This window comes from Arsukibacterium sp. (assembly GCF_033721375.1).
Classification (GTDB): Bacteria; Pseudomonadota; Gammaproteobacteria; order Enterobacterales; family Alteromonadaceae; genus Alishewanella.
This window is the reverse complement of the sequence record NZ_JAWWAP010000001.1, coordinates 635,987-660,473: the sequence shown is the minus strand read 5'-3', so window position 1 is coordinate 660,473 and position 24,487 is coordinate 635,987. Positions and strand designations below refer to the sequence as shown.

Here is a 24,487-nt window from a genome sequence, read left to right as displayed (position 1 = left end):
ATAGGTTGCCCATTGTCGTTCTCAATTTCCGTCAGCCCATCCCGGCTATCTGCTGCCGATATCGCTGCCTTACTGACAGAGCAGGCCGCACTCTGGTTACAGGCAGATGGCGGGCAACTGCTGTTGCAAAACGCAGCACCCGCACATTTATTGTCTGAATCTGCACCAGAGCACGCCAGGACCGGTGAGCTTGGCAGTAGCTCAATTCGTCTGTTTGGGAAACCGATTGATGGCATGCTGCTTTACAGGATCTGCCAGTTTATACCCGCTGATACCGGAGTACGGGCGTCATTACTACAACCCCATCCGCAATTGCCAGCAGCTGTGCAGCTTTCTCTTAGTTGTGCGTTATCAGCTGAGCTGCAGCAGCAATTGTATGTCTTTGCTTCTGAGCAACAGCTTGAGCTGGTTTATCTGCAGCAGCCGGTCAGCTTATCGCAACCTGGCTTGCTGGTGATGGACATGGACTCGACAGCTATCAGTATTGAATGTATTGATGAGATCGCGGCGCTGGCAGGAGTTGGGCCGCAAGTCGCAGCAGTTACTGCGCGGGCGATGAATGGTGAGCTGGACTTCGCTGCCAGCTTAACCGAGCGTGTCGCAGCATTAAAGGGGGCACCGCAAGCGGTGTTGCAACAGGTGCTGGCAACGTTGCCGCTGATGCCGGGTTTAAGCGAGCTGGTGCATTACCTGCAGCAGCAGCAGTGGCAGGTGGCAATCGCTTCGGGGGGCTTCACTTACTTTACTGATGCGCTGCAACAGCGTTTGGGGCTTACAGCTACTTTTGCCAATGTGCTTGAAATTGAAAACGGAATACTAACAGGTAAAGTTGTCGGAGCTATCGTTGATGCTAATGCTAAAGCCAGAGCAGTTGGTAAACTGGCTGAAGTTTATGGTATCGCCAAAAATCAGACTGTTGCTATTGGTGATGGTGCCAATGACTTACCGATGTTAAAAACAGCTGCACTGGGGGTGGCGTTTCATGCCAAACCTAAGGTTCAGGCCGCGGTTTCAGCCAGAATTAATCATGGCTCGCTATTGCAATTACTCTATTTACTGGACCCTGTATGAAACATCAACAAAGCTCAGTCTATGTTGATTTACAACAGTACCAGCTGCATGTGCGTCGCTTAATACCACTGCAAGGCGCGTTAAGTCCGGTATTGTATCTGCATGGCGCTATTGAAAACGGTCGTATTTTTTACAGCAACTCAGGTAAAGGCTTAGCCTGCTATCTGGCTGATCAGGGTTTTATTGGCTATTGTGCCGATTTTGCTGGCCGGGGGTTATCACAACCGTCGCTTAGTACGGGTTTCAATCAAAGTCAGCATCAGGTCATTACCCGGGATATTCCGGCATTAATTGAATTTGTTTACCAGCAGCATCAGCAGCCGCTAACGGTCATCGCTCATTCATGGGGAGGCGTGCTGCTTGCCGCGTCATTAGCTCGCTTTCCTGAACTGCTTTGTAAAGTGCGGGCAAAAGTCTATTTTGGTACCAAAAGGGTAATCAGCGTTCGCAGCCTGGAGCGGAAAATAAAAATAGACTGGCTCTGGAGCCGTTTTGCGCCGTGGCTGGGGCGCAAGTATGGCTACATCCCGGCCAGAAAGTGGGGCTTTGGCGCTGATAATGAACCTACCGAGTTTTTAACAGATACTATTAACTGGATAAATGGTGCGCCTTTTGCCGATCTGACCGATGGTTTCGATTATGCCGCCGCAAGCCAGCAGACTGATTGGCCTCCCAGCTGGCACTTTGCCGCGGTTAATGACACTGTGCTGGGTCATCCGGTCGATGTGCAGCACTTTATTAACGAAACCGGCCAGCAAGATGGCAAATATATCTTGCTGGGACGGGCCGCTGGGTATTTGCACGACTATGATCATATTTCGATGCTGACCCATCCTAAAGCCACTGAAGATCATTTCATCCAGCTTAACCAGTGGCTGGTAGACCTACCTGAATCTGCTGAGCATTCCGGGCAAGCTGCAGCTACTTAACGGTTGCTGCTAAGCGATTGCTGTTGGCGCAGTGCTGAATCTTCTGCCTGCTCTATGCAGCCGTAACGCCAGGCCAGTTCTTTGCTGATATCAACTGCGTCCCCAACCCCGGCTACACTCCAGAGTTCTTCTTCCAGGGTTTTTGCCCGATGAATAGCATAAACGCTGATATAGTTTATTTCTCTGGCAATATAGTCGGTATCGGGCCGTCCGGTGCGGGACAAGAACAACCTGAAAGCAAATAAGGTTGCGTCACGTAGGGTATTTCTTATAAAAGCTTGTTTTTGCTGCTCGTCATCGAATTCGTAATCGTAATAGCTTTCCAGCGGGGCAGTTGCTGCTGCGCTGTGGCGGGGTGCTTTAATATACAGCTCATAGCTTTTTGGCGGGTCAAACCGTTTCATCGCTTTCAGCTGCTGAGCAAATTGCAGGTTGGCGGTACTGTTTTTCAGCAATAGCTCAAGATCAAGTGGACCATTTTTACTATATTGTACTAACAAAGTATGCAATGCGTTCGGAGTCGCCCCCTGAGCTATCACATTTAATTCATAACGTATGCCTTTTCTGTGCAGATAAAAAGCAAAGTTATTTAATGCTTTTAAATACATACTGCGTAATGCTTCGGATAGACCCGGGTATTTGGGCGTTTCTTCTGCCAGGGTTAGCTTAGCCCGGTTATTCTGAATGAGTTGCTGAAAAAATTGCTTGCCGGTATGGCCATCTGCTGTTGGCATCGCGCGCAGGTTCATAATGGTATGACTTTTACTAACTGCCATTACTTCATAAGGTAACTGGGTTAACTGGTGTTTAGATGTGATTTTCTGTAAATCGACCAGATCCAGATACACAATATCGCCCTTACTGTAGCGCACGGGTTCTACTGTTTCTATTTGCAAGCCGCCGGTGGAGAAGTCCCGGCTGAACCCTGCTACCAGTTGCTCGTTTTGGCGCAGCTGCACTGTGGTTTTATATAAATAACGTGATTCAGCCCGCAGGTTTATATATTGTACCGGTACAGCTTCACAGGGAGGCACCTGCGGTAATTTGCGATGACCGAACTGGTTTAACTGACTAAGCAACGCCGGGTTGTAGCGATATTGTTGGTAGTTAACTGCATTGTTAGCGCTGATATCGGTAATACAGGCAATATAGCGCAGGTTTTTTATAACACCCTGCACTAATGGAGTTAATGCCGCTTTAGCCGGATTTTGTTCTGTCGTTTGTGGCGCAGCAGGCAGGGTGAAGGTTTCAGTGGCATGCTGAGCTGTGGTTTTAATCAGATTCAGATGAAAAACCCGCCAGCTTGGCTTGGCCGCGCCAAAACCGAAGAAACTATCCCTTAAGTCGGCAGCGGCAAGCAACTCTTCGGCGGTTGCCGAGTAAAAATACAACTTACCTTTTGCTGCATGAGTAAAACAGTACAGGATGGTAGAGCGTTCAGGGCCGGGTTGAGCCAGCAGGGATTTCAACCGTTTAACGGTCAGTAAAGTGATCAGTACTGAACGCTGTTGCTCGTCCAGAAAATAATGCCAAACGGATTTGTTGTAATCAGTTGTCAGAGCAAACCGTGGGCTTACTGCACCTTCATTGACAGCAAGATATACCGGCAGGCTATTGAGCCTTGGCAGGTAAAACTGCTCGTATCCCTTAGTGGTTACAGCATCAGTAGTATTATCTAAGTTAACTTTATAGCGGCGTTTGTTGCCGTGAATAAACTTTTGCAGAAAATTACTGAACCCCTGATCCTGTTCCGACGGGAGCTTTTTCAGCCGCCAGTAATTGACTTTATCCAGCTGTTCAACCTCCACCAGAGAGTATTGGACCCCGCCAGGGATATCCAGAGTAAACTCCTGTTCCAGACCGGTAAAATTAATGGTGATGATATCGCCTGGCTCAGCAGTTCTGCCTTTGGGGATCTTTAATTTACAGCCTGAAATTGACAAGTCACTGGTGGTCGCCATAAACCGACCGTCATTAATAACAACTTCGACATCTATACCAAAATTCATCCGCTCTTCAGTACGGTTGACGTAATGACCAAAGGTGACTAATTTTGCTGAATTTTGCTCGTTTTGCTGGCCAACAGAGCTGTTCTCTGCGGTATCATTACTTTGCAACGCTGATTTAACCCGTTGTGCGGTTTCCTTTTTGTGCATAACCCGAAAATTATTGTCGGCGTTCATCACCTCTTCGTATACACCTAAGGTGTAACCACCATATTGTTTAAGGCCACTTTCAAATATCTGAATGGCTTTGTCGTCCATATAGTGGGTTTTTTCCCGGTAAACATAAGGACGCACTTCTCCATCCACGTGGCCACGCAAATCAATAAAATAGTCGCATGGCTGGGCCATCCGCTTTAATTCCATTTTCAGCAGAAATTGTTTGGATTTGGGCAAGTCTGATGTCAGCATACTGAAAACTTTATCGAATTCAGCAGAGTTCATCAGGCTTTTCATGCGCTCAATTATGCCAACATAGTCTTTCAGGTCTTCAGAGGTCATAGTTTCAATATTCAGATGCCAAAATTCAGGCGTCTTCTGGTTATAATCGTAGTACGCTACGTGGTTATAAATTGAAAAGCAATATCTGTGCCTTTCTTTCAAATTAGGGTTTTTAGTAATGGCAAAAGTAAAAACGGCTTACGTTTGTAATGAGTGTGGTGCCGACTTTATGCGCTGGCAAGGACAGTGCACCGAATGTGGCGCCTGGAACAGTATTACAGAAGTCCGGCTGGGAGCAGTAAAAACCCCCGGAACGCGCCAGGGGTATGCCGGAGCAGCGCAGGCCAGAGTGATGCGGCTGGATGAGGTTGATTTGCAGGAGGTACCGCGGTTTAGCTCTGGTTTTGCCGAGTTTGACCGGGTGCTCGGTGGTGGTATTGTGCCCGGCTCTGCCATTTTAATTGGTGGCGCGCCAGGTGCCGGTAAAAGTACCTTGCTGCTGCAGTTAATGTGTGGTTTAGCCGAGCAGGGCAGTGCGTTGTATGTGACCGGGGAGGAGTCATTGCAACAGGTCGCGATGCGGGCCCAGCGGCTGGGGCTGCCCAGCAGCAAATTAAATATGCTGGCAGAAACCAATGTCGAAACCGTCTGTTTGCTGGCACAGCAGGAAAAACCCCGGATCATGGTCATTGACTCTATTCAGGTTATGCATCTGGCTGATATTCAGTCTGCTCCTGGCAGTGTGTCGCAGGTAAGAGAAAGTGCCGCTTTTCTGACCCGCTTTGCCAAACAATATAATATCGCGATAATTATGGTAGGCCATGTCACGAAAGATGGATCGCTGGCCGGCCCGAAAGTGCTGGAGCATTGTATTGACTGCTCGGTGATGCTGGAAGGTGATACCGATAGCCGTTACCGGACGCTGCGGGGCAATAAAAACCGGTTTGGTCCGGTCAATGAATTGGGTGTATTTGCCATGACCGGCCAGGGCATGAAGGAGGTGAAAAACCCTTCGGCAATATTTCTGACCCGGGGCAAAGAAGATCAGTCAGGCAGTATCGTGATGGTGTTATGGGAAGGTACCCGGCCACTACTGGTTGAAATTCAGGGGCTGGTCGACCATTCCCCCCTGAATAATCCACGCCGGGTTACCCTGGGTATGGAGCAGAACCGGATTTCAATGTTGCTTGCCGTGATGCATCGCCATGCTGGTATTCAGATGGCCGACCAGGATGTTTTTGTCAACGTGGTAGGCGGGGTTAAAGTTAATGAAACCAGCGCCGATTTAGCCACCTTACTGGCATTGGTGTCGAGCTTTCGGGACAAACCGTTACCCAACGATTTAGTGGTGTTTGGAGAAGTTGGTCTGGCGGGAGAGATAAGGCCGGTGCCAAGCGGTATCGAGCGTTTAAAAGAAGCGGCAAAACATGGTTTCAAAAGAGCTATTGTGCCTTTGGGGAATAAACCTAAGGAGCCGATTAGCGGGATGGAGGTTGTGGCGGTATCAAAACTTGCCGAAGCACTGGAAGCAATCTAGTCTGCCGCTCGTTAACGGCCCGTTAAAACAAAAAGCCCCGCTATCGGGGCTTTTCAAATCAGAACCGGTTGTTTGCCGGGAAATTATGCTTTAACACCTTATGGGTATCATTTTTAAGCTTTTCCAGGCCCAGCTTATCGTAACTTTCTACCATCACCTCCAGAGCCTGCTCAACATGAGGTGAGTCCCGGAAATACTCCACTACATACTTGCCTCGATTAGCGGCTGCCAGATAAGCACCGCGGCGCATATAATAATCAGCAACCATTAATTCATGCCGGGCCAGGGTATCTTTTATCTGAACCATCCGGTTTTTGGCTTCAGCGCTGTATTTACTGGCCGGGTAGCTAGTAACCAGAATTTTAAAATCATCAAATGCCTGGCGGGTGCTGCTTAAATCCCGGTCTGCCCGGTCAACGCCAAAGAATTCCTGAAAACTATTTTCATCGGCTTTTAAATTAGCTAAACCGCGCATGTAGTAGACATAATCTAAGTCTGGCTGGTTAGGGTTCAGCCGGATAAAGCGGTCAATACTGGCCAGTGCCTGCGGCAAATTTCCGCTTTTGTAATAGGCATAAATTAAATCAAGTTGCACCTGACGCGCCAGAGGGCCGAAAGGATAGCGTGACTCTACTGCCTGCAATAACTCAACGGCTCTGTTATACAAGCCATTATCCAGTACCTCTTTTGCCTGTTGATACATTGCCTGGGCAGTCTGGGTGCTCGGGTCTGGCTGAGATGGCTTGCCGGCACAGGCGCTTAACACTAAAGATACAACTACTATCAGTAAAAAATTCGCTTTCATGTAAAAATCCGTAACTACTTGGCTAAATGGCTGTCTAGTCGGGTGTAAAATCGCTAAAATAAGCGCTAATGCGATTCTACCCCAGATAAGTTGGGGTTGCACACAGGATAACTGCTTCCGTCATGACAAAACAGATAAAACTTTCACAAATCGTCCCTGACCACTTTTATGGTAAGCGCTTAGATCAGGCTTTAGCCGAAATGTTCCCGGATTATTCGCGCTCCCGGATAAAAGAATGGATCCTGGCCGATGCCGTGCAGCTGGATCAGAACGTCCAGAACCTGCCGAAGTTCAAGGTGGTCGGTGGCGAACAGGTTGATATTGTTGCAGATATTGTCGAAGAACAACGCTTCGGTGCCGAGCCGATAGCGCTGGATATTCTGCATGAAGATGAACATATTCTGGTAATAAATAAACCTGCCGGGCTGGTGGTGCACCCGGGTGCCGGCAATGCTGACGGCACCTTGCTTAACGCCTTGCTGCATCATTGCCCGGCGATTGCCGAAGTGCCACGCGCTGGCATTATCCATCGGCTGGATAAAGATACCACCGGCTTAATGGTGGTCGCGAAGACGATTCCGGCCCAGACCCATTTGGTGGAAGCAATGCAGGCACGGGAAATTACCCGCGAGTATGAGGCTATCTGTTATGGCAAAATGACCGGCGGTGGTTTTGTTAACCAGCCGATTGGCCGTCATCAGACTAAGCGAACCCAAATGGCGGTTATTGAAGGCGGTAAGCCGGCAGTAACCCACTATCGGGTAATGGAGAAATACCGTGGCCATACCCGCTTGCGACTGCGACTGGAAACCGGCCGAACTCACCAGATCCGGGTACATATGGCCTTTATCAACCACTCGTTAGTCGGAGACCCGGTTTATGGCGGACGGCCAAGGCCACCCCGTAAAGCGGCAGAAAGCTTGCTGGTAATGCTCCGTAATTTTAAACGTCAGGCACTGCATGCTGCCATGTTACGGTTAGCTCACCCGATAACCAGCGAAATTCTGGAATGGCATGCGCCGTTGCCTGATGATTTAGTTGAACTGAACGCCGCACTGCGGGCTGATACCCAGCTGCATGGCATGGACGAAGCCTGAAGTGATAACCCCTGACTGGCCAGCACCGGCCAATGTTAAAGCGGTCTGCTCTACCCGGGCAGGGGGCTGTTCAGTTGGGCCTTATCAGAGCCTGAATTTAGGCCGTCATGTCGGTGACGATCCTGCCGCTGTCAATCGCAACCGCCAGCTATTCCGGAGTACCGCCCAGATGCCAGGCCAGCCCGTCTGGCTTAATCAGACCCATAGTAGCCGCTGCATCACTTTATCTGCCGACACTGCCTATCTCAGTGACTCTGATGGCACGGATGCCGATGCCAGTTTCAGTCGCCAGGCCGGGATTATCTGTACCGTAATGACTGCAGATTGCTTACCGGTGCTGATTTGTAATCAGGCTGGTACTGAAATAGCAGCGGTACATGCGGGTTGGCGTGGCCTGTGCAATGGCGTTATCGAAAACACAATGCGGTTGTTTAGCCAGCCCGCAACGTGTATGGCCTGGCTTGGGCCGGCTATCAGCCAGCCGGTTTTTGAAGTTGGCGGCGAAGTGCGGGCAGCCTTTATGCAGCAGGATCCGGCCGCTGCCAGTGCTTTTGTTGCCACTGAGCAGGGTAAATGGCTGGCAGATTTATATCTGCTGGCCCGCCAGCGCCTGGCTCGCTTGGGCGTCAGTGCTGTATATGGTGGTGACTACTGTACTTACCGGCAAGCTGCGGACTTTTTCTCTTATCGGCGCGATGGCCAAACCGGGCGGATGGCGGCTGCGATCTGGTTAGAATAAATCTTTAGCAACAGCAGGTAACAGCTGTTTTTCTGATCTAAGTCAATTTTTTGACGTCTGTTGCTTGATATTTGCTCAGTATCACCCAATCTTACTACACATCAAGGTTACATGATGTGGAGCTAAGCATGCGTTTAGACAAATTTACCAGTAAATTCCAGGAGGCCATTGCCGATGCGCAGTCATTGGCACTGGGCCGTGATCAGCAGTTTATTGAGCCAGTTCATCTGATGTTCGCCCTGTTAAATCAGGAAGGTGGCACCGTTCGCGATCTGCTGAATAAACTCGCTATTAATTTTAATGAACTGCGTGCCAAAGTCAGTAAAGCCATTGAACGCTTACCACAGGTAGAGGGTGAGGGCACCAATATGCAGTTGTCGACCGCAACTGCCCAGTTGTTGCAGCAATGCGACAAGTTTTCCCAGAAGCGCAAAGACCAGTTTATTTCCAGTGAACTCTTTGTGTTGGCCGCTACCGAGGATAAGACCGAGTTAGGGAATATTCTGCGCTTGCTTGGCGTGACCAAAGAAAAAGTCGATGCCGCTATTGAGGATATCCGTGGGGGCCAGAATGTGGATGACCCGAATGCTGAAGACAGCCGCCAGGCGTTAACGAAATACACTATCGATCTTACCGCCCGGGCTGAAGCTGGCAAGCTGGATCCGGTAATTGGCCGGGATGAAGAGATCCGTCGCTGTATTCAGGTGCTGCAGCGGCGCACCAAAAATAACCCGGTGCTAATCGGTGAGCCCGGGGTCGGTAAAACCGCTATTGTTGAAGGGCTGGCGCTGCGGATAATTAATAAAGAAGTACCCGAGGGCCTGAAAAGCAAACGGGTGCTGTCACTGGATATGGGCTCGTTGCTGGCCGGTGCCAAATACCGTGGCGAATTTGAAGAGCGTTTAAAAGCGGTATTAAACGAACTGGCCAAAGAAGAAGGTCAGGTGATTCTGTTTATTGACGAAATCCATACGATGGTTGGTGCCGGTAAGGCAGAAGGCGCAATGGATGCCGGCAATATGCTTAAACCCGCGTTGGCCCGCGGTGAACTGCATTGTCTGGGTGCTACTACGTTAGACGAATATCGCAAGTATATTGAAAAAGATGCTGCGCTTGAGCGCCGGTTCCAGAAGGTATTGGTCGAAGAGCCCAGTGTTGAAGATACCATTGCAATTTTACGTGGCTTAAAAGAGCGTTATGAACTGCACCATGCAGTTGAAATTACCGATCCGGCCATTGTAGCGGCAGCAACGCTATCGCACCGCTATGTCAGCGATCGCCAGTTACCGGACAAAGCGATAGATTTAATTGACGAAGCGGCCTCCAGCATCCGGATGCAGATGGATTCGAAACCGGAAGAGCTCGATCGGCTGGAGCGGCGGATTATTCAGCTGAAACTGGAAGATAATGCCCTGGCAAAAGAGTCAGATGAAGGCAGTAAAAAACGTCGGGACATTATTCAGGAGCAAATTCAGGAGCTTGACCAGAATTATAACGAGCTGGATGAAGTATGGGAGTCAGAAAAGGCTGCCCTGCAAGGCACCCAGAATATCAAAGCGGAGCTGGAGCAGGCCCGACTGGATTTGGAGGTAGCCCGCCGCGTTAGCGACTTGCAACGGATGTCCGAGCTGCAGTATGGCCGCATTCCTGAACTGGAAAAGCGGCTTGATTTAGCCAGTCAGGCAGAAATGCAGGAAATGACCTTACTGCGCCATAAAGTTACTGAGCAGGAAATTGCCGACGTATTGTCTAAGGCAACCGGTATTCCGGTCAGTAAAATGCTGGAAGGCGAGCGCGATAAGTTGCTGCGGATGGAGGATGCCTTGCACGGCACTGTGGTTGGTCAGCATGAAGCGGTTACTGCGGTAGCAAATGCAATACGCCGCTCCCGCGCCGGGCTGGCTGATCCGAACAAACCTATTGGTTCTTTCCTGTTTCTGGGCCCTACCGGGGTAGGTAAAACCGAGCTGACCAAGTCACTGGCGCAGTTTTTATTCGACAGTCCGGATGCCATGGTACGGATTGATATGTCAGAGTTTATGGAAAAACATGCGGTATCCAGGCTGGTGGGCGCGCCGCCGGGCTATGTCGGCTATGAAGAGGGCGGTTATTTAACGGAAGCAGTCCGCCGTAAGCCATACTCGGTGATCCTGCTGGATGAGGTAGAAAAAGCCCATCCGGATGTATTTAATATTTTGCTGCAGGTGCTGGACGACGGCCGTTTAACCGATGGTCAGGGCCGCACTGTCGATTTTAAAAACAGTGTGATCATTATGACGTCCAATCTGGGTTCTGATTTAATTCAGGAACACTATCAGGAGTATAGCTACCAGCAGATGAAAGATATGCTGATGGGCGTTCTTAGCAAGCAATTCCGGCCGGAATTTTTAAACCGGTTAGATGAGGCAGTGGTGTTTCATCCGCTGGATACCGGCCAGATTAAAAAAATTGCCCGTATTCAGCTGGGCAGGCTGGAAAAACGACTGCAGGATCGCCAGTTTGAGCTTAACGTTACTGATGCAGCGCTCGATAAGCTGGCCGCCGTGGGTTTTGACCCACTGTTCGGGGCCAGACCGCTGAAGCGGGCCATTCAGCAACATCTGGAAAACCCGTTGGCTCAAACCTTGTTGCAGGGAACCATGCTACCCGGAGCGACCATTAAAGTTGATCATGACGGCGAGCAGTTTGTGATCAGCAGTTAAGCCTGGAAGTAATATCAACAATAAGCTGGAATAAGCTAACAGCAACAGTCAGACTGCGCTCTGACTGTTGCTGTTTTTTAGCTGGATCATTCGCAGAGTCAGTTGTTGCACAGTTGGTTGCAGAGTCGAAAGTGCAGCAAGTTTTACCCTTTGCCTATCCATGTTACGGTAAGTCCCTTATAATCTATTCATTGCTAATCAGAAAAGATGTTTTATGACAGACTCAAAAAATACTGACACCAGCCCACGCAAAGGCATCTACCTGCTGCCGAATCTTCTGACGACAGGGGGGTTGTTCGCCGGGTTTTTCGCCATTGTCTCTTCCATGAACGGTCATTTTGAAGCAGCCGCAGTAGCCATTTTTGTGGCGATGGTTTTTGACGGCCTGGATGGCCGGGTTGCCCGTCTGACTAATACCCAAAGTGAATTCGGCGCCCAATACGACAGTATGTCGGATATGTTGTCATTTGGGGTTGCTCCGTCGCTGGTGGCTTACAATTGGGGGCTGGCCGATTTAGGTAAATTTGGCTGGCTGGCAGCCTTTATTTTTGTTGCTTGTGCTGCACTTCGGCTGGCACGTTTTAATGCAAACTTAAGTGTAACTGACGGCCGGTTCTTTCAGGGTTTAGCCAGTCCGGCTGCTGCTGCGATTATCGCGGGTATGGTGTGGACAGGCTCCATTTACGAAATTGACGGCGATAACATTGGTTATCTGGTTGGCTTGCTTACTATTATTACCGGCTTACTGATGGTCAGTAATTTCCGCTATCATTCCTTTAAAGATGTTAACTGGCGCGATCGGGTATCTTTTCTGGCGATACTATGTGTGGTGCTGATCTTTGTCGTTATCGCTGCCCGGCCGGCTGAAATGTTATTCGGTATTTTCTTTATTTATGCCTGTTCCGGCCCTGTTACTACTATCCGCAGTGTACGCAAATTAAAGCTGGAGCATGTGGTTGGGGATACTAATGATGCTGATTTTGCTGATGAATTACAGGAACGCAATGACGCAGTCAAAGTTGACGAGCCGGACAATGAGCCACGTTCCTAGTCACCTTTTCTCTACTATTTAGTAAAGCGAATGCCGTTACTTTATTTAAAGTAACGGCATTTTTGTCTTAGCCAGTTATCAGCCAAAACTCTTATTTAAACTTCTGATCTCGGCCGCTTTTTGTTGTAATTGCTGGCTGTTCTCAGCAACCACCTTGCTATTGGCCAGATTGCCATCAGCGATACGCTGAATAGCACCGACATTGTTTTCAACATCCTGAGCTACCGCGCCTTGCTGGGTTGCCGCAGTAGCTATCTGACCCGACAGGCTGCTGATGGTATTCATCATGCTGACAATTTCTGCCAGTTGCAGCTGGCTTTGCTGAGTCTGGCTGACGGACAACTCGGTCTGCTCTTTACTTTGTTGCATCACTTTGCCCCAGCTCAGTAATGTTTGCTGGATTTCGGCAATGGACAATTTAATTTGTTCTGTCGCTTTATGGGTGCGGGTTGAAAGCGCCCTGACTTCATCTGCCACTACCGCAAAGCCACGGCCATGTTCACCCGCTCTGGCCGCTTCGATAGCAGCGTTAAGTGCCAGTAAATTGGTTTGATCGGCGATACCCTGAATTTCAGTCATCACGGTACCAATTCGTTCAGCTTCTGTGGCCAGACTATCTGCAGTATTCGCTGCTCCACTGACTTCTGTCGCCAACTGCTGCACCGTGCTGGCAGTTTGCTGCATCGCCTGTTTGGCGGTTTCGCATATTGCATGAGTATTGGCAACATGCTGGTTGGTTTCTAACGTGCGGCTGGCAATATCCTGCACGGTGGCGTTTAGTTGATGAATTGCGGTAGCGATACTGATCAGTTGCTGATGTTGCCGTGCCACCCCTTGCTCTGTCAGCGATACCGCTTCCGCCTGACTTTCTGCAATATGACTCAATACCGTAGTGCTATCCATTGTCCGTCCCAGCACAGTTCTAAGCCTGGCCTGTAGCATTTTATTTTGAAAATCAGCAATACCAAAGGGCCCGAAACCGGAATATACCCAGCGCGAAACACTGTCAAACTGCTGCTTTTGCTGTTGCAATTTATCAGGAATGACAACCAATTCATCATAAAAACACAGCAGCCAGATCAGTGGCAATAATGCTGAGAGTAAAAATGCTATGCCAAGATACCAGCTGCCGGCCGCGATCAGAATTACTGTCAACAGGGCAGCGAGCAGGCGTTTTGCATTAAAATTACTACGCCAGTCTGACGGGGTCTTGCCAGCCAGCATGGCCGGGTAACTTTCTGCAGCGCGCTTAACCGTCTGACTATCGGGTTTAACCCGCACAGATTGATAGCCTACCAGTTTGTCCTGCTGAAAAATCGGGGTGATAAAGGCATCAACCCAATAGTAACGGCCATCTTTGCAGCGGTTTTTAACGATGCCACGCCACGATTCACCTTGTTTCAGCTTCTGCCATAAGTCGGCAAAAGCCGCTGCTGGCATATCCGGATGGCGGACGATATTATGATTTTTGCTTACTAACTCATCTTTATTGTAGCCGGCAATCTTACAGAAAGCCTCGTTGGCATAAGTGATTACGCCCCGTAAATCGGTGGTAGATACCAGCTCTTCACTGGCAGAGTAGCTTACTTCTTCATTAATAAGAAGGCTGTTGCGGCGATTCATGCGGCTCCCGGCGGCTGATAGCGGTTCTTTGGTCAAATAGTACTGTAGATCATAGTTTATTTCAGCAGACTCACCTGCTCATTCAGGCTATTGAGCGCACTGGTGTGACAAAGAGATTGTTGAAATGAGTTCGGCGCGTTAAATTAGCAATCATGCTTGAGATTTTAATAACGCCACCCCATGTTGGATGGCACAATTTAAAAGTAAGGGTCCCACTTGGCTGATATCCTGCAACACCGCCTGCATGCGCTGGCGTCCGATAAAAATAAAGATGCTATAGTTGGGATAAAACGGGGTATTGAACGCGAAACCCTGCGAATTAACGCCGATGGTAGTCTGGCTTTGACGCCGCATCCTGCCAGCCTGGGGGCGGCATTAACCCACCCATGGATCACTACTGATTTTTCAGAATCACTGCTTGAGTTTATCACTCCGGCAAGTACCAGTATTGATACCACCCTGGCTCAGTTGGCCGATATCCATCGCTATACGGTAAAGCAGCTGGGTGAGGAAGGACTCTGGCCTGCCAGTATGCCGTGCTTTATTGACGAGAGCACCACAATACCGTTAGCGCAATATGGCAGTTCTAATGTGGGCCGGATGAAGACCTTATATCGTAAAGGTTTACACAACCGTTATGGCAGTATGATGCAGGCGATTAGCGGCGTCCATTATAACTTTTCATTACCGCAAAGCTTCTGGCTGCTGTATCGGCAGCAGCTTGGTGATCAAAGCCCGCTGCAGGACTTTATTTCAGAACAATATCTGGCGCTTATCCGCAATTATAAGCGCTATGCCTGGCTTATTGTCTATTTATTTGGTGCGTCGCCGGCGATGTGTCAATCGTTTCTGTCCGGGCGTAGCTCCCGTTATTCTTTTCAGCAGCTTGGCAAAGGCACCTTATATCTGCCTTATGCCACATCACTGCGGATGAGCGATTTAGGGTACACTAACAGTGCGCAGTCAAGCCTGAGTATCACCTATAACAGCTTACCGGAATACATTAAGGGCCTGCACAATGCAGTAAGTCAGCCATCAGCTGAGTATCGCAATATCGGGGTGAAAAAAGAGGGTGAATATCAGCAACTGAATGGCAATGTCCTGCAGATTGAAAATGAGTTTTACTCCACGATTCGGCCGAAACGAACGACAGAATCGGGTGAGCGGCCTACCTGCGCCCTGGCTAAGCGCGGCGTTGAATATATTGAAGTAAGGGCGCTGGATGTTAATCCGTTCAGTGCAGTGGGGATCACAGCTGAACAAATGCGCTTACTGGATATCTTCCTGCTTTATTGTTTATTGCAGGACAGCCCGCCGCTATCGGATGAGCAGCAAACCATTACCGAGCAGAATCTGCGAAAAGTTGTGACTGACGGCCGGCGGCTAAATCTGGAACTGAACCAGGACGGTAATAACAGATTAATGCTGGACTGGGCCGAGCAGATCTTTGCCGACATGATGCCGATAGCTAACTGGCTGGACGCTGCCTATCAGGGAACAGCATATCAGGCGGCATTAAAGCAGTACTACCTGTGCTTGCTTGATCCTGGCCAGACTTTTTCCGGCCAATTATTAAATCAATTGCTGGCTGAGCAGCAGGACAATGGTCATTTTATGCTGGCTAAAGCGCAGCAGTACAAGGCGCAGCTACTTAGTGAAGACTATCAGTTTTACAGTGTAGCGGATTTTGCTACAGCGACAACCAATTCAGTGCAGCAGCAACAGCAAATTGAAGCTGCTGACAGGCTGAGTTTTGATCAGTATATTGCCGACTATTTTGCAGAAGTACCCGCCTGCAATTAGCTGATAAAAGAAGATAATAAAGGAACAGAAAAAAAAGCGGCTGCCAGATGGCAGCCGTTAAAAGGAGAATCCAGGGGAAAACAAAAACTTGGTTTGCATCCTTGCAACCTGTTAGAATCAGTCCGATGAAGAAAGTTCAATTCAGCCAGAAATACCTTAAAAACGCAGTTGCAGTAACCTTAGCTGGTGTGCTTGCCGGCTGCAGTACGCCGCCTCCACAAAATACCTCTGATGTCTGTGAAATATTTCGCGAGAACCGTTCCTGGTATAAAGCCGCGGCTGCTGCCAGTGACAAATGGGGTATGCCGATAGCGTTGCCAATGAGCATCATGTATCAGGAAAGCAGTTTTAAACACAATGCCCGGCCGCCAATGCGCTGGTTTATTGGTTTTATTCCTTATGGCCGGGGCAGTTCTGCTTATGGCTACTCTCAGGCGAAGACGGTAACCTGGGACGAATATGTAAAAGAGGCAGACAGGTTCTGGGCCAGTCGGGACGATTTTGCTGATGCAATTGACTTTATGGGCTGGTATATAGATAAAACTCATCGCCTGAATAAGGTATCAAAATGGGATGGATACAACCAATACCTGAATTATCATGAAGGCTGGGGTGGCTACCGACGGGGTAGTTATAAGCATAAAGCCTGGTTATTAACGGTTGCGCGCCGGGTAGATGACCGGGCAAAGATATATAGCAGCCAACTGAAAAAGTGTGAAAAAGAACTACAACGTGGCTGGTTGTGGCGGCTGTTTTTTGGCTGACAATGCTGCCTTACCCCATTAGTAAGGCATCTGAGCACTGAAGTAATTAATGGGCCGGTTTTTTTGAGCCCGTTTTTTTAGGGTTGGTTAGCAGCCGGACACTTTTAATCATATTGTCCTGTACATCAACAATTTCAATCGGGTAACCCGAAAGCTTAACACTCAGCCGGCCCTGCGGTATTTCTTCCAGATATTCCAGAATCAAACCATTTAAGGTTTTAGGACCGTCTGTCGGCAGGCTCATTTTCATTTCCCGGTTTAAATCCCGTAAATTGATACTGCCGTCAATTAAGAAGGTGCCATCTGGTTGCGCCAGTATATCTTCATTGGTATCTTCGGCTATATCAGTGGTAAATTCACCAACTACCTCTTCTAAAATGTCCGCCAGGGTAACCAGCCCCTGAATATCGCCGTACTCATCTACCACCAGACCAATCCGATCTTTAGCGCCCTGAAATTTTAACAGCTGGGTGTTAAGCGGTGTTCCTTCCGGAATAAAATAAATTTCACTGGCCGCGCGTAACAGTGATGCCTTGGTCAGTTGCTCTTTAATCAACAGCCGCATCAGCTCACGCGGATGGACAAAGCCAATAGCATCGTCAATATTGTCCCGGTACAGCAAAATACGACTGTACTGGAAGTTTGCTAATTGCCGTTCAATGTCTTTCCAATCATCATTAATATCGATGCCGACTATTTCATTGCGCGGGATCATAATATCTTCGACGGTAGCGTTTTCCAGATCCAGCACACCCACCAGCATATTCTGATGTTGCTCCGGGATCAGTGCCCCGGCTTCGTATACCACGGTGCGCAGCTCTTCGGCACTTAAACTATTACCCTGATGTTTCTCAGGGCTGACACCCAGCAGGTTAAGCAAACCGTTAGTGATTTTATTTAATAAATATACAAAAGGATAAAATACTTTCAGTAAAAACTTTAAAACTAACGAAGAAGGAAATGCTACCCTTTCAGGATAGAGTGCAGCTAGCGTTTTCGGGGTGACTTCTGAAAATATAAGAACTACCAGAGTAAGGGCGATAGGTGCTATTACTAAACCTAGATCGCCATAAAGACGTTCGCCAATCAGCGCAGTTACGGTCGCTGCAGCAATATTGACCAAATTATTACCAATCAGAATTAAGCCAATTAAACGGTCAGGGCGTTTTAACAGTTCGCTGACCCGAATGGCACCCTTATGATTTTTATTTGCTAAATGTTTTAAACGATAAGGGTTAACAGACATCATGCCTGTTTCTGATCCTGAGAAATAGGCAGATAAAAATAAGAGCACGCCTAATATTATAAACAGCGTGCTGGTCGATATGTCGTCCAAGAGCTAAATACCTTTATTGCCAAACATCAAAATGCATCTTAACAGCAGTTTAGCGCCGGGCGCTATCAAAAAACCGTCAAATTCAACCCAGACCATCAATTATCACCTCTTTGACAAAGCGACTGCCAAAATAGGCCAGAGTAAGCAGGCTGGTGCCAATGACGGTTAAGGTGATAGCTGTTCTGCCCCGCCAGCCTTTGCGCGCATGGCCCCAGCACAAACTGACAAAAACCAGAAATGCGGCGGCACTGAGTATGGTTTTATGCAGATTGGCTTTGCCCAGCCAGTTTTCAATAAATATCACACCAATAGCCAGCGCCAGCCCCAGCAGCACCGTGCCTGCCATCAGTAACCGGAACTGAATGGCTTCTGCCTGCATTAACGGCGGCAGATACTGGCTTACCGGAGTAAAGTCCTTTTGTTTCAGCTTAGTGCTGATATAACTGACCTGAAAAGAGTATAGCGTTGCCATCGTTAGCACCACGTAGGCCAGAAACGCCAGGGTTATATGTACCAGCAGGCTGACGTTTTGCTCAAAATGTTGCAGTTGTAAATCCTGCGGCACTAATAAAGTCGCCAGCTGCATCAGCGCTGCAAAGCCATACACTACCGGTAGCAACAATATAGTTGGGGTGCGAAGCGCCGTTAGAGTGACCGCCATCGTAACCAGCCAGCAAACCAGTGAGCTGACATTAATTAAACTGAAATTCTGGCCGGCCGGGGTAAACAGGAATTGGGTCAATGCCAGCATATGCAGGACCAGACCGAGGATACCAGCACTGAACATCAACTTAAAATGAGGACCTTTCGGATGAAACAACCGCATTAACACTGAGCCTGTCGCCAGTAAATAGGCCGCTAATGCGAAGAAAGGAAGCAGTCCGGTCATTATTAACAATCCTGTTATTCAGTTGGTTAACTATTGTATGGTAACTATTTACTAATGCCCAGTAGTTATACCGGGGCAGTTATACTGGATAGATGCTTTGACAACTTTAGCACGTGATAAGCGGCTGACGTAACACTCTGGCTGCGTTATAATCGGCGCAATAGTTGAATACGGGTAATAAAAATGTTTGAGAACCTGTCTGATAGGTTAAGTAAAACCTTAAAAAATATCAGTGGCCGCGGCCGTCTGACCGAAGACAATATAAAAGATACATTACGCGAAGTGCGGATGGCGTTGCTCGAAGCAGATGTTGCGCTGCCGGTGGTGCGGGATTTTGTCGCTACCGTAAAAGAGCGCTCCGTCGGGCTGGAAGTCAGTAAAAGTCTGACCCCGGGCCAGGAGTTTCTGAAAATTGTCCGTAAAGCGCTGGAAGAGGCAATGGGTGAAGCCAATGAAGAGTTGGCACTGAACACCCAGCCGCCGGCAGTCGTGCTGATGGCAGGTTTACAGGGTGCCGGTAAAACCACATCGGTAGCGAAACTGGCCAAATTCTTAAAAGAGCGGAAAAAGAAAAAGGTGCTGGTAGTATCTGCTGATATCTACCGGCCGGCGGCAATTAAACAGCTGGAAACGCTGGCAACTGATGTTGGGGTAGAGTTCTTTCCCAGTGACTTAAGCCAGCAGCCGGTGGCGATTGTCAATGCTGCTATTGCTCATGCCCGTACCCGGATGTTTGATGTGCTGTTGGTCGATACCGCCGGCCGTTTGCATATCGACGCCGACATGATGACAGAGATTAAAGCACTGCATGCTGCTGTGAAGCCCATTGAAACGCTGTTTGTAGTCGATGCAATGACCGGCCAGGATGCTGCCAATACCGCGAAAGCCTTTAATGAAGCCTTACCGTTAACCGGGGTTATTTTAACCAAGGTTGATGGTGATGCCCGTGGTGGTGCGGCGTTGTCTATTCGCCATATTACCGGTAAGCCGATTAAGTTTCTGGGTACCGGAGAAAAAACTGATGGTTTAGAGCCGTTTCACCCTGATCGGATAGCCTCGCGTATTCTGGGCATGGGCGATGTGCTTAGCTTAATCGAAGATCTGGAACAAAAAGTCGATAAAGATAAAGCGGCGAAGATGGCTCAGAAGATGATGAAAGGCAAAGGCTTTTCATTGGAAGACTTTCGGGATCAGCTGGTACAGATGCGTGGCATGGGCGGTATGATGTCAATGATGGATAAGCTGCCGGGCATGAAAAACCTGCCAGCAGGCGCCGCCGGGCAACTGGATGATAAACAGTTTATCCGGATGGAAGCGATTATTAACTCGATGACCCCGAAAGAGCGCAATTACCCTGATTTAATTAAAGGTTCACGCAAAAAGCGGATTGCTGCCGGCTCAGGCTGTCAGGTACAGGATATCAATAAGTTGCTGAAGCAGTTTATGCAGATGCAGAAAATGATGAAACAGATGTCTGGTAAAGGTGGCTTAATGAAAATGATGCGCGGCATGGGCGGCAAACTGCCACCGGGTATGTTGCCACCACGCTGAACAAGCTAACGGACCTGCTGTAAAGCCTGAAATGCCTTGCATTTGCAGCAAAAATCCGTACAATGCAGCAGCCCTTCAGTCTGACTGGGGGCTTTATTATTTTTTAAAACCTGAACGATTATTTTTAGAGGACGGTATGGTAACTATTCGTTTACAACGTGGTGGCGCGAAAAAGCGTCCATTTTACCAAGTTGTGGTAGCGGACAGCCGTTTTGCTCGTGACGGCCGCTTTATTGAGCGCGTGGGTTTCTTTAACCCAATCGCTGGCGGTACTGAAGAGAAACTGCGTCTGGACCTGGAGCGTGTTGATCACTGGGTAGCACAAGGTGCTGCATTAAGTGACCGCGTTGCAAACCTGGTAAAAACCGCTAAGAAAGCAGCTGCTTAATTAGCAACTTGGTGTGGAGTAGTAACCTTGAGTAACAATGACGACAAAGACTTAGTTGTCCTTGGTAAGTTTGGTGCCGTTTACGGTATCAATGGCTGGCTTAAGGTAGTTGCTTACACCGATATCCCGGAAGGGATTTTTGACTACACACCCTGGCAAATCAAATTACAGGGTAACTGGCTACCGGTGCAGGTTGCAAGCTGGAAGCGCCATAGTAATGGCCTGATAGCAAAACTGGAAGGCATTAGTGACCGTGATATTGCCCAGCGCTATGTTAACGCTGAAATAGCGGTAACCGCGCAGACGCTACCTTCATTAGAAGAGGGCGATTACTACTGGAAAGACCTGATGGGTCTGGCCGTGGTAAATGAAGCAGGTTATCACTTAGGTGAAGTCTCGGACATGATGGAAACTGGCTCGAACGACGTTATCGTTGTAAAGGCCAACCGGACAGATGCATTTGGTAAGAAAGAGCGTTTGTTGCCGTTTTTAACCGATACAGTGGTGAAAAGCGTCGACCTGGCTGAAAAGCGGATTATTGTTGACTGGGATCCGGCGTTTTAATGCAGGAAAACACCAAACTCTGGCTAGGCGTTGTCACGTTATTTCCAGAGATGTTTGATGCTATTACGCAATACGGAGTAACCGGCCGCGCAGTAAAGCAGGGCATTATGCAGTTACAATGCTGGAATCCGCGGGATTTTACCACGGACAAGCATCGTACCGTTGATGACCGGCCTTATGGTGGTGGTCCGGGCATGTTAATGATGGTTCAGCCTCTGACCGAAGCAATTCGGGCGGCAAAACACGCCGCAGGGGGCAAGGTTCACACCATCTACTTATCGCCGCAGGGCCGTAAGTTAGATCAGAAAGGTGTGGCTGAGCTGGCCGCGCACGATAAGCTACTATTAGTAGCTGGCCGTTACGAAGGTATTGATGAGCGCGTAATTGAAAGCGAAATTGACGAAGAATGGTCAGTGGGTGATTACGTGTTAAGTGGGGGCGAGTTGCCGGCGATGACACTGATTGATGCAGTTTCTCGCTTAGTACCTGGTGTACTGGGGCACGACTTATCCGCAGCGCAGGATTCATTTTCTGAAGGCTTGCTGGATTGTCCGCATTATACCCGGCCTGAGGTGTTAGCCAATAAACAGGTGCCGTCAGTTTTGCTGAGCGGTAACCACGAAGAAATCAGACGCTGGCGTTTGAAACAGGCCCTGGGAAGGACCTGGTTAAGACGGCCAGATATATTAAAACCCCTGGCTCTGACTAAGGAGCAACGCAAATTACTGGCTGAGTTTCAACAGGAACACCAGGCGTTGCAGCAGCAAGATAGTTAATTCCAGGTAAAGTGAGATTGTTATGAGCAAAGTTAGCCAAAACATCATCAAACAACTTGAAGATGAACAGTTAAAGCAAGACGTTCCAGCGTTCGCGCCGGGCGACACTGTTGTGGTTCAGGTAAAAGTAACAGAAGGCGACAAAAGCCGTCTGCAGGCGTTTGAAGGCGTAGTTATCGCCAAGCGTAACCGCGGCCTGCATTCAGCCTTCACCGTCCGTAAAATTTCTAATGGCGAAGGTGTTGAGCGTGTATTCCAGACGCACAGCCCGCTGGTAGACAGCATCACCGTTAAACGTCGTGGTGCGGTTCGCCGTGCTAAGCTTTACTACTTACGCGATCGTTCAGGTAAATCAGCGCGTATCCGCGAAAAGCTTAACTAAGCAAACCTTAAAGGCCGGCTTTTGCCGGCCTTTTTCTTATGTCACTTAGCCAACCCCCACTTACCGAGCCAGTATTACAGCTTCTGAAAAATCAGCTGGCAGGCCTTATCCACTCAGCGATTGCTGACACTGACGACCATACTCTGACCGAGCAATACTTAATGTCCCGCCTGGGGCTGAAACTGTGCACCGACACTGAACTTAGCCCGGATTTACAGCGTTTCCAGCAACACTTTGTGTTGTACCATTTATTATATCGGCTGCAAACAGATTGGCTTGCCACGGGTGAAGGCTTTCTAGATATCGGTCTGGCGAAAGTACGGTTGGTTAGTAGCGCAGCAGCTGATCCTATGGCACTGGCGATGCAGAGTGATAACAACGGCCGACGCGAATACTATAGCGACTGGCAAAACTTTTATGCGATGAGCGAGCAATTGCTGGATGAGTATCTGCGGCAGTTCTGGCAGCATTACCGCAAAAATAGCGACGATAAAACTCAACTGTCAGCTGAGCAGGCGCAACAGCTACTTAAATTGCAACCAGGCTTTACTCTGGCCGAATTAAAAAAGGCATACCGTAGTCAGGCTTTGTTAGCCCATCCGGATCGGGCCAGCGGAAATGCTGAAAAGTTCAGGCAAATCCAGCGGGCATATCAGAGTCTGTTGCGGCAGTGTCAGTAGCTCACTTTGCTTGTATGAATAAGTTTACAAAAATTTCCTTGCCGTAAATTCTGAATTATCTTGTATTTATTGACTTATAGCGGGTTGACGCTGCCAGTCAAGATCTTTAGTATGCACAAATCGTATCTAATTAATTACGTGCTGTATATAAAAGTTTACATCAAAGCGTCAGACCAGTAGTCCCGTCGTTTTTATCTATGCTTAAACACCAGCACCACACTGTACCAGCGGAGTTAGCATGAGCCAGATCGTCGATGATTTAAGAATAGTGGCAACCAAACCACTAAGCCCACCAGCAGTAATGAAAAAAGCCCTGCCATTATCTGAGCAAGGTGCTGATTTTGTTGCCCGCGCCAGAGCCGACATTGCCAATATCGTGCATGGCCGTGATAAACGGTTGTTAGTCGTTACCGGGCCCTGTTCTATTCATGATCCGGTGGCTGCGATTGAGTACGCTACTAAGTTAAAAGCGCTGCAACAGCAATACATCGACAGCTTATATATTGTTATGCGGGTTTATTTTGAAAAGCCCCGCACCACAGTCGGTTGGAAAGGCTTTATTAATGACCCACACCTGGATGACTCGTTCGATCTGGAAACCGGCTTAACCTGGGGCCGCGAGTTACTGTTAAAAATGGTGGAAATGGAGCTGCCTACCGCGACTGAGGCGCTGGATCCTATCAGCCCGCAATATTTATCTGATCTGATTAGCTGGGCGGCAATCGGCGCCCGGACGGTTGAGTCGCAAACCCACCGCGAAATGGCCAGTGGTTTATCAATGCCGGTGGGCTTTAAAAACGGCACCGACGGCAATTTAAATGTGGCATTAAATGGTCTGCAATCTGCGGCCAGTGGCCATAGTTTTATTGGCATTAATCAACGTGGTGAAGTTAGCCTGGTGCAAACTGCCGGCAACCCTGACGGCCATATTATTTTGCGCGGTGGCGTTAAACCCAACTACGATGCTGACAGCATCAATGCTGCGCTGGCTGAGCTGGATAAACTGAATCTGCCACACGGTATAGTAGTGGATTGCAGCCATGGTAACTCGAACAAAGATCATAACCGCCAGCCTGCGGTTGCAGAAGCGGTGTTGTCGCAACGGCTGGCTGGCACCGAGGCTATTATTGGCCTTATGCTGGAAAGCCATTTGTTTGGTGGTCGCCAGAATTTAACCAATGGCAAAGCGGAGCATTATGGTATGTCGGTTACCGATGCCTGCATTGACTGGGAAACTACTGCACAGCTACTGGCCAGTTTGCACCAGCAAATGCAGCGCCTGGTAGCAGCGGCCTAGCATGTTTAAATAAAAGCATAGTTAAATATAAGCATAGTTAAATAACAGCATAATTAAAT

Annotated in this window: 21 protein-coding genes; 16 read left to right on the top strand and 5 right to left on the bottom strand. The window is 48.7% G+C overall.

The annotated features are described in order from the left end of the window. Positions 1 to 12: 12 nt before the first annotated feature. Both serB and R3187_RS03045 read left to right on the top strand, forming a co-directional pair. Positions 13 to 1,071: a phosphoserine phosphatase SerB gene (gene serB / locus R3187_RS03050; protein ID WP_318965222.1), complete on the top strand. Its 1,059-nt coding sequence runs from the start codon at positions 13 to 15 to the stop codon at positions 1,069 to 1,071. Then, a complete protein-coding gene (locus tag R3187_RS03045; RefSeq protein ID WP_318965221.1) occupies positions 1,068 to 2,000 on the top strand; it encodes an alpha/beta fold hydrolase in 933 nt (310 codons plus the stop codon). The genes serB and R3187_RS03045 overlap by 4 nt, the downstream gene beginning before the upstream one ends. Here the strand turns inward: R3187_RS03045 and R3187_RS03040 are convergent. Further along, complete coding sequence (locus R3187_RS03040) at positions 1,997 to 4,504, bottom strand: PilZ domain-containing protein (RefSeq protein ID WP_318965220.1); 2,508 nt, start codon at positions 4,502 to 4,504, stop codon at positions 1,997 to 1,999. The genes R3187_RS03045 and R3187_RS03040 overlap by 4 nt on opposite strands. A 118-nt stretch (positions 4,505 to 4,622) precedes the next feature. Between R3187_RS03040 and radA the strand changes: the two genes are divergently transcribed. Further along, on the top strand, positions 4,623 to 5,981 hold the full coding sequence (gene radA / locus R3187_RS03035) for a DNA repair protein RadA (RefSeq protein WP_318965219.1): 1,359 nt from the start codon (positions 4,623 to 4,625) through the stop codon (positions 5,979 to 5,981). 58 nt (positions 5,982 to 6,039) lie between these two features. Here the strand turns inward: radA and R3187_RS03030 are convergent, their stop codons facing one another. Beyond that, positions 6,040 to 6,786 carry an outer membrane protein assembly factor BamD gene (locus tag R3187_RS03030; protein WP_318965218.1) on the bottom strand — a complete coding sequence of 249 codons (747 nt, stop codon included), beginning with the start codon at positions 6,784 to 6,786 and terminating at the stop codon, positions 6,040 to 6,042. A 122-nt stretch (positions 6,787 to 6,908) separates the two neighbouring features. Between R3187_RS03030 and rluD the strand changes: the two genes are divergently transcribed. The 4 genes from rluD (at position 6,909) to pssA (ending at position 12,375) form a co-directional block, all read left to right on the top strand. After that, the gene (gene rluD / locus R3187_RS03025; protein ID WP_318965217.1) at positions 6,909 to 7,883 is read left to right on the top strand and encodes a 23S rRNA pseudouridine(1911/1915/1917) synthase RluD; all 975 of its coding nucleotides are present in this window, start codon (positions 6,909 to 6,911) and stop codon (positions 7,881 to 7,883) included. Next, positions 7,864 to 8,622, top strand: coding sequence for a peptidoglycan editing factor PgeF (gene pgeF, locus R3187_RS03020; RefSeq protein ID WP_318965216.1), 759 nt, complete (start codon positions 7,864 to 7,866; stop codon positions 8,620 to 8,622). Before rluD ends, pgeF begins: the two co-directional genes overlap by 20 nt. Positions 8,623 to 8,750: 128 nt before the next feature. Then, entirely contained in the window at positions 8,751 to 11,324 is a 2,574-nt protein-coding gene (gene clpB / locus R3187_RS03015; protein ID WP_318965215.1) for an ATP-dependent chaperone ClpB, read from the top strand. A 214-nt stretch (positions 11,325 to 11,538) separates the two neighbouring features. Next, positions 11,539 to 12,375, top strand: coding sequence for a CDP-diacylglycerol--serine O-phosphatidyltransferase (pssA, locus tag R3187_RS03010; protein ID WP_318965214.1), 837 nt, complete (start codon positions 11,539 to 11,541; stop codon positions 12,373 to 12,375). 78 nt (positions 12,376 to 12,453) lie between these two features. Here the strand turns inward: pssA and R3187_RS03005 are convergent, their stop codons facing one another. After that, a complete protein-coding gene (locus R3187_RS03005) occupies positions 12,454 to 13,998 on the bottom strand; it encodes a PAS domain-containing methyl-accepting chemotaxis protein (RefSeq protein WP_318965213.1) in 1,545 nt (514 codons plus the stop codon). A 216-nt stretch (positions 13,999 to 14,214) separates the two neighbouring features. On the opposite strand from R3187_RS03005, the gene gshA reads away from it, so the two are divergent. Together gshA and R3187_RS02995 are read left to right on the top strand one after the other, a co-directional pair. Next, entirely contained in the window at positions 14,215 to 15,801 is a 1,587-nt protein-coding gene (gshA, locus tag R3187_RS03000; protein WP_318965212.1) for a glutamate--cysteine ligase, read from the top strand. 125 nt (positions 15,802 to 15,926) lie between these two features. Next, positions 15,927 to 16,565 (top strand): hypothetical protein, encoded by a 639-nt coding sequence (locus R3187_RS02995; RefSeq protein WP_318965211.1) that lies wholly within the window; start codon positions 15,927 to 15,929, stop codon positions 16,563 to 16,565. 46 nt (positions 16,566 to 16,611) lie between these two features. Here the strand turns inward: R3187_RS02995 and R3187_RS02990 are convergent, their stop codons facing one another. Beyond that, positions 16,612 to 17,901 carry an HlyC/CorC family transporter gene (locus R3187_RS02990; protein WP_318965210.1) on the bottom strand — a complete coding sequence of 430 codons (1,290 nt, stop codon included), beginning with the start codon at positions 17,899 to 17,901 and terminating at the stop codon, positions 16,612 to 16,614. Between the two features lie 82 nt (positions 17,902 to 17,983). Next, positions 17,984 to 18,790 carry an inner membrane protein YpjD gene (locus R3187_RS02985; RefSeq protein ID WP_318965209.1) on the bottom strand — a complete coding sequence of 269 codons (807 nt, stop codon included), beginning with the start codon at positions 18,788 to 18,790 and terminating at the stop codon, positions 17,984 to 17,986. A 183-nt stretch (positions 18,791 to 18,973) separates the two neighbouring features. Between R3187_RS02985 and ffh the strand changes: the two genes are divergently transcribed. The 7 genes from ffh to R3187_RS02950 all read left to right on the top strand — a co-directional run bounded on the left by ffh (position 18,974) and on the right by R3187_RS02950 (position 24,428). Beyond that, entirely contained in the window at positions 18,974 to 20,341 is a 1,368-nt protein-coding gene (gene ffh / locus R3187_RS02980; protein ID WP_318965208.1) for a signal recognition particle protein, read from the top strand. A gap of 136 nt (positions 20,342 to 20,477) precedes the next feature. Then, the gene (gene rpsP / locus R3187_RS02975; RefSeq protein ID WP_026349270.1) at positions 20,478 to 20,729 is read left to right on the top strand and encodes a 30S ribosomal protein S16; all 252 of its coding nucleotides are present in this window, start codon (positions 20,478 to 20,480) and stop codon (positions 20,727 to 20,729) included. A 27-nt stretch (positions 20,730 to 20,756) separates the two neighbouring features. Continuing rightward, on the top strand, positions 20,757 to 21,293 hold the full coding sequence (rimM, locus tag R3187_RS02970) for a ribosome maturation factor RimM (protein ID WP_318965207.1): 537 nt from the start codon (positions 20,757 to 20,759) through the stop codon (positions 21,291 to 21,293). Next, positions 21,293 to 22,069, top strand: a complete 777-nt coding sequence (gene trmD / locus R3187_RS02965) for a tRNA (guanosine(37)-N1)-methyltransferase TrmD (RefSeq protein ID WP_318965206.1) — start codon at positions 21,293 to 21,295, stop codon at positions 22,067 to 22,069. The genes rimM and trmD overlap by 1 nt, the downstream gene beginning before the upstream one ends. A 22-nt stretch (positions 22,070 to 22,091) precedes the next feature. Continuing rightward, complete coding sequence (rplS, locus tag R3187_RS02960) at positions 22,092 to 22,451, top strand: 50S ribosomal protein L19 (protein ID WP_019675368.1); 360 nt, start codon at positions 22,092 to 22,094, stop codon at positions 22,449 to 22,451. A gap of 38 nt (positions 22,452 to 22,489) precedes the next feature. Then, positions 22,490 to 23,131 (top strand): DNA-J related domain-containing protein, encoded by a 642-nt coding sequence (locus R3187_RS02955; RefSeq protein WP_318965205.1) that lies wholly within the window; start codon positions 22,490 to 22,492, stop codon positions 23,129 to 23,131. Between the two features lie 238 nt (positions 23,132 to 23,369). Then, positions 23,370 to 24,428, top strand: coding sequence for a 3-deoxy-7-phosphoheptulonate synthase (locus tag R3187_RS02950; protein ID WP_318965204.1), 1,059 nt, complete (start codon positions 23,370 to 23,372; stop codon positions 24,426 to 24,428). The last annotated feature ends 59 nt before the right edge of the window (positions 24,429 to 24,487 follow it).

Excerpts from the sequence above, each read along its gene's own strand:
- R3187_RS03045 (WP_318965221.1), top strand. The coding sequence starts at position 1,068 with ATGAAACATCAACAAAGCTCAGTCTATGTTGATTTACAACAGTACCAG.
- R3187_RS03040 (WP_318965220.1), bottom strand. The coding sequence starts at position 4,504 with ATGACCTCTGAAGACCTGAAAGACTATGTTGGCATAATTGAGCGCATG.
- radA (WP_318965219.1), top strand. The coding sequence starts at position 4,623 with ATGGCAAAAGTAAAAACGGCTTACGTTTGTAATGAGTGTGGTGCCGAC.
- R3187_RS03030 (WP_318965218.1), bottom strand. The coding sequence starts at position 6,786 with ATGAAAGCGAATTTTTTACTGATAGTAGTTGTATCTTTAGTGTTAAGC.
- rluD (WP_318965217.1), top strand. The coding sequence starts at position 6,909 with ATGACAAAACAGATAAAACTTTCACAAATCGTCCCTGACCACTTTTAT.
- pgeF (WP_318965216.1), top strand. The coding sequence starts at position 7,864 with ATGGCATGGACGAAGCCTGAAGTGATAACCCCTGACTGGCCAGCACCG.
- clpB (WP_318965215.1), top strand. The coding sequence starts at position 8,751 with ATGCGTTTAGACAAATTTACCAGTAAATTCCAGGAGGCCATTGCCGAT.
- pssA (WP_318965214.1), top strand. The coding sequence starts at position 11,539 with ATGACAGACTCAAAAAATACTGACACCAGCCCACGCAAAGGCATCTAC.
- R3187_RS03005 (WP_318965213.1), bottom strand. The coding sequence starts at position 13,998 with ATGAATCGCCGCAACAGCCTTCTTATTAATGAAGAAGTAAGCTACTCT.
- R3187_RS02995 (WP_318965211.1), top strand. The coding sequence starts at position 15,927 with ATGAAGAAAGTTCAATTCAGCCAGAAATACCTTAAAAACGCAGTTGCA.
- R3187_RS02985 (WP_318965209.1), bottom strand. The coding sequence starts at position 18,790 with ATGACCGGACTGCTTCCTTTCTTCGCATTAGCGGCCTATTTACTGGCG.
- ffh (WP_318965208.1), top strand. The coding sequence starts at position 18,974 with ATGTTTGAGAACCTGTCTGATAGGTTAAGTAAAACCTTAAAAAATATC.
- rpsP (WP_026349270.1), top strand. The coding sequence starts at position 20,478 with ATGGTAACTATTCGTTTACAACGTGGTGGCGCGAAAAAGCGTCCATTT.
- trmD (WP_318965206.1), top strand. The coding sequence starts at position 21,293 with ATGCAGGAAAACACCAAACTCTGGCTAGGCGTTGTCACGTTATTTCCA.
- rplS (WP_019675368.1), top strand. The coding sequence starts at position 22,092 with ATGAGCAAAGTTAGCCAAAACATCATCAAACAACTTGAAGATGAACAG.
- R3187_RS02955 (WP_318965205.1), top strand. The coding sequence starts at position 22,490 with ATGTCACTTAGCCAACCCCCACTTACCGAGCCAGTATTACAGCTTCTG.
- R3187_RS02950 (WP_318965204.1), top strand. The coding sequence starts at position 23,370 with ATGAGCCAGATCGTCGATGATTTAAGAATAGTGGCAACCAAACCACTA.